The 11666-nt window shown below is 59.9% G+C and carries 11 protein-coding genes and 1 pseudogene; 5 read left to right on the forward strand and 7 right to left on the reverse strand.

The window, feature by feature from the left end; genetic code table 11:
* Positions 1 to 26 precede the first annotated feature (26 nt).
* From ACI8UR_RS06765 to ACI8UR_RS06785, 5 genes are all read left to right on the forward strand, one after another.
* Positions 27 to 842, forward strand: coding sequence for a CBS pair associated ParBc domain-containing protein (locus tag ACI8UR_RS06765; protein ID WP_411716022.1), 816 nt, complete (start codon positions 27 to 29; stop codon positions 840 to 842).
* Positions 843 to 1891: 1049 nt separating this feature from the next.
* Positions 1892 to 2761: a hypothetical protein gene (locus ACI8UR_RS06770; RefSeq protein ID WP_415087701.1), complete on the forward strand. Its 870-nt coding sequence runs from the start codon at positions 1892 to 1894 to the stop codon at positions 2759 to 2761.
* A 114-nt stretch (positions 2762 to 2875) separates the two neighbouring features.
* Positions 2876 to 3148, forward strand: a complete 273-nt coding sequence (locus ACI8UR_RS06775) for a hypothetical protein (RefSeq protein ID WP_415087702.1) — start codon at positions 2876 to 2878, stop codon at positions 3146 to 3148.
* A gap of 208 nt (positions 3149 to 3356) precedes the next feature.
* A complete protein-coding gene (locus ACI8UR_RS06780; RefSeq protein WP_415087703.1) occupies positions 3357 to 5054 on the forward strand; it encodes a methylmalonyl-CoA mutase family protein in 1698 nt (565 codons plus the stop codon).
* A 100-nt stretch (positions 5055 to 5154) separates the two neighbouring features.
* Positions 5155 to 6765 carry a long-chain-fatty-acid--CoA ligase gene (locus tag ACI8UR_RS06785; protein ID WP_411715861.1) on the forward strand — a complete coding sequence of 537 codons (1611 nt, stop codon included), beginning with the start codon at positions 5155 to 5157 and terminating at the stop codon, positions 6763 to 6765.
* On the opposite strand, the gene ACI8UR_RS06790 is transcribed toward ACI8UR_RS06785, so the two are convergent.
* From ACI8UR_RS06790 to ACI8UR_RS06820, 7 genes and pseudogenes are all read right to left on the reverse strand, one after another.
* Positions 6766 to 7173: a universal stress protein gene (locus ACI8UR_RS06790; protein ID WP_411715860.1), complete on the reverse strand. Its 408-nt coding sequence runs from the start codon at positions 7171 to 7173 to the stop codon at positions 6766 to 6768.
* A gap of 36 nt (positions 7174 to 7209) precedes the next feature.
* A complete protein-coding gene (locus tag ACI8UR_RS06795; protein WP_411715859.1) occupies positions 7210 to 7479 on the reverse strand; it encodes a cox cluster protein in 270 nt (89 codons plus the stop codon).
* 292 nt (positions 7480 to 7771) lie between these two features.
* Entirely contained in the window at positions 7772 to 9550 is a 1779-nt protein-coding gene (locus tag ACI8UR_RS06800; protein ID WP_411715858.1) for a cbb3-type cytochrome c oxidase subunit I, read from the reverse strand.
* A gap of 127 nt (positions 9551 to 9677) precedes the next feature.
* Complete coding sequence (locus tag ACI8UR_RS06805; RefSeq protein ID WP_411715857.1) at positions 9678 to 10019, reverse strand: DUF6684 family protein; 342 nt, start codon at positions 10017 to 10019, stop codon at positions 9678 to 9680.
* A 32-nt stretch (positions 10020 to 10051) separates the two neighbouring features.
* Positions 10052 to 10447, reverse strand: coding sequence for a cox cluster protein (locus ACI8UR_RS06810; protein ID WP_411715856.1), 396 nt, complete (start codon positions 10445 to 10447; stop codon positions 10052 to 10054).
* A 128-nt stretch (positions 10448 to 10575) separates the two neighbouring features.
* Positions 10576 to 10851, reverse strand: a complete 276-nt coding sequence (locus ACI8UR_RS06815) for a C2H2-type zinc finger protein (protein ID WP_411715855.1) — start codon at positions 10849 to 10851, stop codon at positions 10576 to 10578.
* Positions 10848 to 11666 (reverse strand): annotated as a pseudogene (locus tag ACI8UR_RS06820) (hypothetical protein); the annotation flags it as partial. The pseudogene ACI8UR_RS06820 and the gene ACI8UR_RS06815, both read right to left, overlap by 4 nt.

Raw genomic sequence — 11666 nt, forward strand, 5'->3', positions numbered from 1 at the left:
GCGCCGTCGGCCCGTTCACTCGCCCAATGGACGACCCCGAAGCCGCTCTCGCTGGCAAAAAGCCGCGCGTGAAAGATTACATGACGCGCGACGTAGTGACCGTCTCGCCGGACGACACAGTGGGCGAAGTCGCCAAACGCATCGCGGACAGCGACGCCCACAGCGGCTTTCCCGTCTGTGAGGGGCGCCGAGTCGACGGGTTCGTCAGTGCGCGCGACCTCCTGCTTGCGGACGACCACGAGCCGATCTTCAAGGTGATGACCCGGGACATCATCGTCGCACATCCCGAAATGAAGATCACGGACGCTGCGCGCGTCATCCTCCGGTCGGGCATCCAGAGGCTCCCGGTTGTCGACGACGCTGGCAATCTCGTCGGCATCATCTCCAATGCCGACGTCATCCGCTCCCAGATCGAGCGTGCCACGCCGGAGAAGGTCGGCAAGCTCAAGCGGACGCTGGAGAGCATCCACGGCGTCGGCGCCACCGAAGAGCGCCGGACGGTCGACCTCTCGGAGTTGACGCCGACCCAGACGAAGGTGTACACCGACGAACTGGAGGGTCGCGCCTACGAACTGGAGAACGGCCTCGCCGAGCCGCTCGTCGTCATCGACAACGCGGGCGAGTTGCTGTTGGCCGACGGCCACCATCGTGTGAAGGCAGCCGACCGCATCGATATCGATGAGATGGACGCCTACGTCATCGTCCTCGACGAGCGGGTCGAACTCGGGATGGCGGAGACGGCCCGCAAGAGCGACCTCGAAACCATCGCCGACATCGAGGAGGTCGATTACGCCCACCATCCCCTCGTCGAGACGACGGAACGCCTCCAAGATAACGAATAGGTGGCCTCAGAGGCCATGTTACGTTATGCACGATCCCGCCAGATTGCGAAGGCTTGGAGTCACCCCTCGGCGGTCGTCGGCTTGGCGTGGCTGAACGTATTTGAAAACCAAGAGGATTGTCGTTTTGCTTCTCTAAAGAGACGTTCGACGACATTCTGATTTTCGTGGTGACATCTCTGAAACCGGTGACTGAGCCAACAGCACAGTTTAGGTGATGGGAATTACCAATGAAGATCGTCGCTGGGGTGAATAGCACTTTCTGTGAGATTGCGGAAAAAAGTAGGTTAATTGCGGTGTTCATGTCGGAAACAGCCGAAAATATAACAATCCGTTCGGTTCGCGATAGGCGGCGGCGTACAGCCAGCGGCACTCGTCATCCTTTGGATAGCGTCTCGACAACGGTGATGTGATTCGGCATAGCATCGCTGGTCGGCTGTAAATCGGCTTTCTGCACCCAATTATGAATGGCGGGGCATCTCCGTTAGACACCCAAGTTACTGTTTGGTAGTCGAAAGTGACAGACTAGATAGAAGGATCTGAATACCTACTTCAGTGATCTCCTCAGGTGTCTCTCTCGCTCAACAAATCCTAGGTCAATCCAGTCGGTAAGTCCACTCTGACGGTCGGTTTGGGCATGGATACCAGAAAAGTACCACCTCTGTTTTAACAGTGCTAGTATAAGTACTGAATAACTTTATATAGACAGGGGTTAATTGTAGTAGGAATGAATACTAATAATAGTGATTCGAAGTCACCAAGTGACATAAATAAAAAAAAATACTAAGCGATGGACACGCCGTCGAATAATAAATGAAGCAATAGCTGCTGGCTTTACTGTAACTTCTGCACTTGCGCTCACGCCAGAAGATATAAAAGCGTCCGACTCCGATGAAGTAGTTATTTCGTTTGATACAGAAGGTAATTATAAAATTAATGCGCCGGCTGACTGGTATGATATGTTTCAGAAATCGAAAGATGTAAAAAATGATCTAAATAGCCGATTTAAACACAGGGACGGAGTCATATCAGCAGCTTTGAGCCCTGACGATGTGGACAGCAATGAAGATAATCCCCATGTAGATATGATTCTCGATAAAAGGAGTGCTGCTAAGGAAGAACGAAGAGGTGAAATTCCTGCACGAGAAGGGGGTATCCGGATAGATATCGTAGAACAAAGTCCGGAAAATGAAACGGCAGAATGTACTCCACAGCGGAAGGAGTCTGCAGAAAGAAAGTATCCTGGTGGTTTAGAATCACCAATTGGTTCAAATATAATTAATGCTGGAGGAACATGCACAAATGGAAGCAGATTTATAAATGGAAGTTTTCATGACTTTGGATTTGGTTGGTCTGTTGCACACCATTGTTTAAACAACTGCGATGGAGATGACCCCGATGGGGATGGTGAGGGAGGATACCACCCTGCCTTCCCGACAACTCAAAGATATGGTAATGTGGTCTATACAGCTCCAGAATACGATATAGCATATATCGAACCTAACCGCGATTTTGAGCCTCTCTCAAAAGTAGTGCGACCAAATAATCATAGCGAGTCACGACATATAAGTGGGACTGTAAGTGAAGATGGAGTAGGATTTGTCGCTGATAATAACCTAGCAGTAACCATTTGGGGTGTTACAACCTGTGAAGCCTGGGGAGAAATCACCAGATGGGGTTTCGATATGACGCCCAATGATTATTGCGCAAACGAATTGATAAAAAGAATAGAAATTCGCAATCCCGTCGATCAAAGTACTACCGATGGTGGCGATAGTGGGACAACTTGGTGGGTAAGGGAACCAAGTTCCGGTGATTATTTTGCTATAGCTTCGCACCAAGGAAGTACCCCTGATCTTATGCGTGGTGGTTCCGGGTATGGGGTCAGAGACGACCACAATATCTGGTGGGACGATTTATAAACAATGAAACGGAGATATTTACTGTATTCTACCGTTCTGGCAGTTACGTCGGGCTGTCTATCAGGTGGAAATAATGAATCGTTTTCGTTCGAAATAACGAACGAAACAGACGAAATGCGAGCGATCGAAATTGAGATTGTCAAAGAAAACGATTCAGTTCTCACAGAGACGTTCGAGGTCGGATCCGGTGAGACCGTTCTGGGAGGAGAACTCGAGGGGGCCGGAGAATACACGGTGCGGGCGACAAGCGGAGATGGCTCGCTCTTCCGGACTGTCGAAATGAGTAGCGAGTTTCTCGATGAAATTCAGAACCAAGACACCCCAGCCTGGGAGTTTCGCATCCAACCGGATGACGTAGAACTCTTTGTGATGGATACGCCGGATTGACATTCGCGATTGTAACGGGAACGTGTCGAGACTCAACGGGACGAGTGGGGGTTGCGAACCACCTGCGTCCGACTCAGTTGTGGATTTACTCTCCGGTTTCAGCCATCTTAATCCATCGTCCCCATACCGATCTACAACTTCTCGTTTATCCAGACCGGACTCTCGTAACACGCTAACCTTCATGGTCACACCTGCCCTAGCGGTTTCTATGTTCGATGAAGAGGATCTCGCCGAGATACGCAACGGACGCGAGCGCTGGGAGGAGGAGACGCTCGACCCGTTCCTCGAACGCGGCGAGCGGAAAGAGGAGTTCGTCACCGTCTCGAACCACGAGGTCGACCGCCTCTACACGCCCGAGGATATCGCCGACCTCGATTACGACGGCGACCTCGGCCATCCGGGCGAACCGCCGTACACACGGGGGCCCTATCCGACGATGTACCGTGGCCGGACGTGGACGATGCGGCAGTTCGCCGGCTTCGGCACCGCAGAGGAGACGAACGACCGGTTCCACTACCTGATCGACGAGGGCCAGACCGGGCTGTCGACGGCGTTCGACATGCCCAGTCTCATGGGTATCGACTCCGACCACCCGATGAGCCAGGGCGAGGTCGGCAAGGAGGGCGTCGCCGTCGACACGCTCCGCGACATGGAGATCCTCTTCGACGGCATCGACATCAGCGAGATCTCGACGTCGTTCACCATCAACCCCTCCGCGCCAGTTATCTACGCGATGTACATCGCCCTGGCGGACGAACAGGGCGTGCCCCGCGAGGAGATCCGCGGCACCCTCCAGAACGACATGCTCAAGGAGTTCATCGCACAGAAGGAGTGGGTCGTCCCGCCGGCGCCCTCGCTGGATATCGTGACCGACACCATTGAGTTCGCCGTCAAGGAGACGCCGAAGTTCCACCCCGTTTCGGTGTCGGGCTACCACATCCGTGAGGCCGGCTCGACGGCCGCCCAGGAAGCCGCGTTCACGCTCGCTGACGGCTTCGCCTACGTCGAGGACTGCCTCGACCGCGGTCTCGACGTCGACGAGTTCGCGCCGCTTCTGTCCTTCTTCTTTAACTCGCACAACTCGATCTTCGAGGAAATCGCGAAGTTCCGTGCCTCCCGCCGTGTGTACGCCCGCGTCATGGAGGAGTGGTACGACGCGGAAGCCGACGAGTCGAAGCGACTGAAGTTCCACACCCAGACGGCGGGCCAATCGCTGACCGCCCAACAGCCGCTCAACAATATCGTCCGGACGACGATTCAGGCGATGGCGGCCGTCCTCGGCGGCACCCAGAGCCTCCACACCAACAGCTACGACGAGGCGCTTGCGCTGCCGAGTGAGGACGCGGTTCGGGTCGCACTGCGAACCCAGCAGATCATCGCCGAGGAATCCGGCATGGCCGACATCGTCGACCCGATGGGCGGCAGCTTTGCCATCGAAAAGCTCACGAACGAGATGGAAGCCGAAATCATGGCCTACATCGAGGAGATCCGCGACATCGGCGATGGCTCGGTTCGGGACGGCGTCCTCGACGGCATCGACCAGGGGTACTTCCACCGGGAGATTCAGGACGCCTCCTACGAGTACCAGAAGCGCGTCGACGCGGGCAAGGAGACCGTCGTTGGGGTCAACCAATACCAGATCGATGAGGACACCTCGCCCGATCTCCTGAAGGTGGACAAGGGAACCCAGAACCGCCAGCTGAATCGCCTGGCAGCGGTCAAAGGGGAACGGGACGATTCGGCTGTCGACGCCGCGCTCGACGACCTCGATGCAGCCATCGAGAACGACGAGAACGTCATGCCATCCATCATCGACGCGGTGAAAGCCTACGCGACGATGGGCGAGATCATGGCCGTGTTCGAAGACCACTACGGCGCCTATCAGGAAGCGGTCGGGCTGGCGTAACCACGCCGCTTCGATTCCCGTTACTGACCCGCTTTTCGAAGAAACAACCCGTCCGTGGTTCTACCCAACTGTTAACGTCTGACCCGCCTATCGGAGCGGTATGCACAAGCCACTGCTGGTGACGGACTTCCTGGATCGTGCACGCGACCACTACGCCGATGAGGAGGCGGTTGTGGCGACGACGGGCGAGCGGTACACCTACGCCGAACTCGGCGACCGGGCCGACCGCTTTTCCGCGGCGCTTCAGGAACGCGGTATCGAGAAGGGCGACCGCGTCGCCATCCTCGATCCAAACACCCACTACCATCTCGAGGCGGCCTACGGATCGATGCAGGTCGGGGCCGTCCACACGCCGCTGAACTACCGGCTCACGCCCGACGACTTCCGATACATCCTGGAGAACGCGGGCGTGACGGCCGTCTACGCCGATTACGAATACGCCGACAAAATCGAAGCCGTCCGTGATGATGTGCCGACGGAGCTTTTCGTCACGAACGACCCCGATGCCGTCGATGGTGACTGGGACGATTTCGAGGCGTGGCTCGACGGCGGCGACGAGTACGACCGCCCCGAGATGACCGAAGACGAGGTCATCACCATCAACTACACCTCAGGGACGACTGGCGACCCGAAGGGAGTGATGCGAACCCACCGCAACGAGACACTGCACGCGTATCTCATCTCCACCCATCAGGAGCTCCGCGACGACGACATCTACCTGTGGACGCTCCCGATGTTCCACGTCAACGGCTGGGGCCACATCTACGCGGTCACGGGCATGGGCGCGAAACACGTCTGCACGCGCGGTGTCGACCCGGGCGGCATCTTCGAGGCCGTCACGGCCGAGGACGTCTCGTATTTCTGTGCGGCGCCGACGGTACTCAATCAGCTGATGAGCTACTACGAGGACAACCACCCCGAAACGGCGGGGGCAAACGACGTGCGGGTCGCAACCGCCGGCAGCGCGCCGCCGGAAGCGGCCATCCGAACCGTCGAAGATGAGTTCGGCTGGTATCTCAAACACGTCTACGGCGCAACGGAGACGGGGCCGCTCATCACCACCTCCGACGCGCGGCGCTTCTTCGACGACGACTCCTCGGATCGGTTCGCCATCAAGAAGAAACAGGGTCTCGGCTATCTCGGCACGGAAATCCGCGTCGTCGACGAGGAGGGCAACGATGTCGAGCCCGACGGAGCCTCTATCGGCGAGGTCGTCGTTCGCGGCAATCAGGTGATGGAAGGGTATTGGGAAAAGCCCGACGCGACCGAGGAGGCCTTCTCCGACCGCATCGAGGGGTACTACCACACGGGTGACCTCGCGACCATCGACGAGAACGGGATGATAGCCATCCAAGACCGCAAGAAGGACATTATCATCTCCGGCGGCGAGAACATCTCCTCTATCGAACTGGAGGACGCTCTCTTCGAACACGAGGCCGTCGATGACGTGGCGGTCATCCCCTCACCGAGCGACGAGTGGGGCGAGACGCCGAAGGCGTTCGTCGTCCCGAAGGGTGGTGACCCGGCCGCCCCCGGCGTGACCGAAGATGAACTGGTCGAGTTTGCGCGTGACCAGCTCGCCTCGTATAAGGCCATCCGCCGTGTCGAGTTCGTCGAGGAGCTTCCGACGACGGCGACCGGGAAAGTGCAGAAGTACGAACTGCGCCAGGAGGAGTGGGCGGACGAAGACCGGATGGTCGGGCAGGGGTAGCTACGTTCGCGGCTCTCGACTTTCGAGGGCTCCGGCGATGACGACCGGACAGTCGGCCCGCAGAATGATTTCGCTCGCTCCGCGTTTCAACCGCCGTTTACCGGCCGGCGAGCGCTGACGGCCACCGATACAGAGCAAGTCCGCATCGAGGGTTTCGGCGGCCTCGATGAGGCACTGGGTCGCATCGTCTCCCGACACGCCGTGGGCCGTTGCCTCGACGTTCGCCTCGGCGAGCATCGACAGCGCGTCCGCGACGGCGCCCACCGATTCGACGGCGCCGTCGCCATCGTGAACGTGGACGAGCGTCACGCGAACCGATTCGGCCGCTGCTGGCAGGTCGGTGACCGTCTCGATTTTCTCCGTGAGGTTCTCGTCTTCGGAGTCGATACCGATGACAACGTGGTACATATCAGTCCAGTCGGCGACACGTAGATAAGTGCCTTCTCACTCGTCGGCGTAGCGCCGCGAGACGACCACGACAAGCAAAAGCAGGACGCCCAGCAGCGTGCCGACGGTCGTCATCCCGAACATCGCGAGGCCGAGCGGCGTCGGCTGGAAGGTGACGACTCCGAGATAGGAGACGGCCTGGAGGTCGCGAAGGCCGATGCTCCCGATGATACCGCCCATCAGTCCCGTGACGGCGACGACGATGAGATACAGCGCGATGATGACACGGTTCCCACCGAAGCCGGCCGCGTCGTCTGCCTCAGTCACACCCGGCGATAGGCGTACGGCCCCGATGAGCCTTTTGAAACCGGGACGTTCTGAAACGCTTTTGCCGCGGTCGCCCTAACGAGTGGTATGTCACAAGAACGCCGGCAGTTTGCGGAGAAAGAGTATTTCCTGCTCGTCCTCGTCGGGGTGGCCGTCCTGATGGCATTGACGGGGCTGACTCTCGTCATCACGGCTCTCAACTAAGAACAGCTACGCGGCTTTATATGAGTCATGTCCGAAGCAGCGGCCCGCAGTCGGGTGGTCGTCGCGGGAAACAGGGATAGCAGTCGTATCAGTTTTCGGTCTCGCCGGCGGTGGCGACGTCTTCGCCGCCGTCGGCTGCGACGTCTTCCTCGCCGCCGTCCGCGGCGGCGAGCTGCTCCTCGAACCACGCGAACTCACGGCCGTGCAGGCCGTGTTCCTTCGTGTTCCACGGGTCGGGGTCGGTGACCTCCGGCCCCTCAAGCCACGACTGGACGATGTTCCACAGCCAGATGACCGTCCCCAACGCGATGAGGAACGCGCCGACGGTCGCGATCTGGTGGAGCACCGTCACCTGTGCGAGCGGTGCAAGTGCGGGGTCGAACTCGTAGGTGGCGTACCGGCGCGGCATCTCGAGGTAGCCGAGGATGAGGAAGGCGAAGAACGTGATGTTCACGCCGATCATCGACAGCCAGAAGTGCCACTTCGCGAGCGTGCGCTGGTACATGCGCCCGGTGACGATGGGGAACCAGTAGTAGACGCCAGCGAAGCCTGCGAAGGCGATCATCCCCATGACGATGTAGTGGAAGTGACCGACGACGTAGTACGTCTCGTGCAGCAGGAGGTTCACCGGAATCGCTGCGAGGAAGACGCCGGTGATACCACCGAGGACGAAGTTCGAGACGAAGCCGAGACAGAACAGCATCGGTGCCGTCAGCCGAACCTGGCCGTTCCACAGCGTCGTAATCCAGTTGAACGTCTTCACTGCGGATGGTATCGCGATTGCGAGCGAGGTTGCCATGAACGACGCCCGGATGCGGGGATCCATCCCGCTGCCGAACATGTGGTGGGCCCAGACGCCGAAGGAGAGCACACCGATGGCGAGCGTCGAGTAGACGACGAACTTGAATCCGAAGAGCTTCCGGCCCGCGAACTTCGGCAGCACCCACGAGACGATGCCCATCATCGGTAGGACGAGGATGTACACCTCGGGATGGCCGAAGAACCAGAAGAGGTTTTGCCACAGTATCGGGCCGCCGCCCTCCACGGCGAAGAACGTCGTCCCGAAGTTCCGGTCTAAGAGCAGCATGATGAGCGCGCTGCCCAGGAGCGGGAAGGCAAACAGGATGAGTCCCGACTGGGTGAGGATGGTCCAGCTGAAGATGTCGAGGTTGGCCCAGTTGACTTCGTCACCGCGCTCGGTGAAGATGGTCGCGATGAAGTTGATGGCACCCATCGTCGCGGAGACGCCCGTGAGGTGCAGGCCGAGGATCATCAGATCGACGCCGGCGTTGGCCTGCTGGACGGACAGCGGGGCGTACATCGTCCACGAGGTTTCGGCGGGGCCGACCTCGATGGGCAGCGGCATCGTGAAGAAGCCGGCCCAGATGAGGAGCGCGCCCGGCGGAAGAAGCCAGAAGGCGATGGCGTTGATCCGCGGGAACGCCATGTCGTCGGCGCCGATGAGAAGCGGGACGAAGTAGTTCGCGAAGGCGGCGATGATCGGTGTCCCGAAGAGGAACAGCATCGTGATGCCGTGACTCGTCAGGAGTGCGTTGTACATCGACGGTTCCAGGAACATCGTGCCCGGCGTCGTCAGCTCGATGCGCATGAGCATGACGGCGACGCCACCCCAGAGGAACGCGATGACGCCGTAGGTGCCGTACATGATACCGATGTCCTTGTGGTCAACTGTCGTGAACCATCGGGCGATTCCGGGCGGCTTGTGTCCGTGGCCCGCCGCGCCGGCGCCCTCGCCGCTCGCGAGCGGAGTGTACGTGCGCCAGTTCTCCATCCGGGCGACCAAAGCGAAAACCCCGATGAGGAGAACCCCCATGAGAACTGTGAGCGCAAGCTGTTCTGCAGCCATGTATCTATCCGGGAGGTAGGACTACTGGTAAAGAAAGGTTGCGCTTATCGTCTCCGAGGCAGCGACTTTTGCCGGCAGATGCGCCGCTCTCGGCGCGGGCGTCGACAGGACGAGCGAGAACGAGTCGTTATGCTTCGTCCGTGGGCGATTCCTCGCCAGATTCGAGCTCGCCCTCGGGCTCTCCTTCTAGCTCCTCGAGGGTTTCGACGTCCTGCTTCGAGTAGCCGGCGTGGAGGTTGACTCCCTCATCCTCAGCGGTCGAGATTGCCTTCCCGGAGTAGTACGTCAGGATGGTCAGCCCGATGCCCGTCAGAAGCATGATGGCCATCTGAATGACCATGATGGCCGGGTCGTTAGGGTACGGGGCGATGACGAGATACGCGACGACGAAGAACGCGATTATCCCGATCGGAATCGCGTTGACCGACAGGTCGAGGAGCGTCTCGCGGTCGAACGTACGGTCACTCATTGTATGGCGATTCGGCCACCGGCACAAAGAGGTTACTGATTCCGAGCGCGCGGCAGGACGACACCGGCAAGCGCGAGAATAGCGCCCGTCGCGGCAATGGTGAAGCCACGCTGTGTGATGCCGTTCTGGATGGACACCTGAGTCACGTAGGCCGAGACACCACCGTCGACTTGCGTCGAGACGATAGCGACGCCGGCGGCGGCGAGCGCGATGCCGAGCGCGGAGAGGAGCCGCCACGGCTCGGTGACGTAGCCCGCTTCGTGGATGATGCCCGAGACGCTGCCGACGAACAGGAGAAGTCCGCCGACGGATATCGGATAGAGATTGAACAGGATACCGATTTCGCTGAGAACGAATCCCAGCGCGACCACGACGGGCCAGGGGCTCGTCTTCTCGTATCGCTCGGAGACACCCGGTTCCGCTTCCATACCAGAACTGTAGAACCGCCCGTTCAAAGGGCCGTCGGTTGGCCGCTCATACGGACTGCGTACCTGTTTGTCGCGACGAACGTCCGACTGCGGGCAGTCGATGCGGAAACGACGTACAGCAGTCCGTATCAGACGACGAACGCGTACACGTAGATGAAGCCGAAGTACAGCACCAGCAGGCCAGCGAGCGCTTTCAGTCGGAACAGTCGAATGTCGTCGCGCTCCGCGGCCAGAGCCTCACGATACGCCGCCGTCTCTGCCTCGCTCAACGCATCCCCGTGTTCCTGGCCGCGGTGAAGCGCGAGCAGCTCCTCATCGACGAACTGCGCACCGCAGTGGTCACAGGTGAGCGGTTCCTCGGGGGCGTCCGGCGGCGGCGTCTGCCGGCCGAGTGTGTGGTTCATGAGACGAACGGTGGCGTCGCGTACGGTTGCGAGACGATCCAGAGACTCACCATCGTGTAGACGACCATCACCGCCGTAATCGAGTACTGGCTGCGGATGGCCTGCAGCTTCCCCGGAAACACGTCGTATGCAGCGGCGTGGGCGATCCAGATGGCGAGCAGGTGCCCGAGGATGACGAAGGCGAGTTCGAGGCCGCCGAACCACGCCGGTAGCACGATTGCGACGGGGTCTGGCGGCGAAAGCGGGGCCGAAAGCGCGCCGCCGAGTGCCGGGAGCAACTTGACGAAGTAGCCGAGGAAATGCGCCAGGTGGTAGCCGGCCGCGATGGCCAAAAGCGGCGGCACGAACCGGTACGCGAGCGCGTCCGCGTCGACGTAGGTGCGGGCGTGTCGCTTGCTGTACCGGACGGCGACGGCGTAGAGGCCCGCGAAGGCCAGATAGCCGACGATGAGTGCAGCGGCGTACAGCGGATACGCTGGCATGCCGGCCTCGACGAGGGGGACGGCAACGCGGCGCCAAAGCGGCGTCGCGACAAGGCCGTCGTAGGTCGTCACCCACAGTATCGCGACGATGAAGCCGACCTCCGCCCGGGAGGTGACGAACTTCGCCTCGTCCAGCCCGGAGCCGGGCAGCCGGAGACCAAGCGTGCCATCCGCGCGATAGAGGGGGGCGACCCGACCGAAGTAGCGGAACACCCGCGAAATCGGATCGACCGTCGAGAACCACGTTTCGGAGCCGAACGCGACCGCTCCGGCGAGCGTGACGGCCGTATACCCGACGACGACGCTCGCCAGGAAGCGCGGCTGGTCTGCGAC

The organism is Natronomonas sp. (assembly GCF_047616845.1).
In the GTDB taxonomy this organism is placed as follows: Archaea; Halobacteriota; Halobacteria; order Halobacteriales; family Haloarculaceae; genus Natronomonas.

Excerpts from the sequence above, each read along its gene's own strand:
- ACI8UR_RS06765 (WP_411716022.1), top strand. The coding sequence starts at position 27 with ATGGACGACCCCGAAGCCGCTCTCGCTGGCAAAAAGCCGCGCGTGAAA.
- ACI8UR_RS06775 (WP_415087702.1), top strand. The coding sequence starts at position 2,876 with ATGCGAGCGATCGAAATTGAGATTGTCAAAGAAAACGATTCAGTTCTC.
- ACI8UR_RS06780 (WP_415087703.1), top strand. The coding sequence starts at position 3,357 with ATGTTCGATGAAGAGGATCTCGCCGAGATACGCAACGGACGCGAGCGC.
- ACI8UR_RS06785 (WP_411715861.1), top strand. The coding sequence starts at position 5,155 with ATGCACAAGCCACTGCTGGTGACGGACTTCCTGGATCGTGCACGCGAC.
- ACI8UR_RS06790 (WP_411715860.1), bottom strand. The coding sequence starts at position 7,173 with ATGTACCACGTTGTCATCGGTATCGACTCCGAAGACGAGAACCTCACG.
- ACI8UR_RS06800 (WP_411715858.1), bottom strand. The coding sequence starts at position 9,550 with ATGGCTGCAGAACAGCTTGCGCTCACAGTTCTCATGGGGGTTCTCCTC.
- ACI8UR_RS06805 (WP_411715857.1), bottom strand. The coding sequence starts at position 10,019 with ATGAGTGACCGTACGTTCGACCGCGAGACGCTCCTCGACCTGTCGGTC.
- ACI8UR_RS06810 (WP_411715856.1), bottom strand. The coding sequence starts at position 10,447 with ATGGAAGCGGAACCGGGTGTCTCCGAGCGATACGAGAAGACGAGCCCC.
- ACI8UR_RS06815 (WP_411715855.1), bottom strand. The coding sequence starts at position 10,851 with ATGAACCACACACTCGGCCGGCAGACGCCGCCGCCGGACGCCCCCGAG.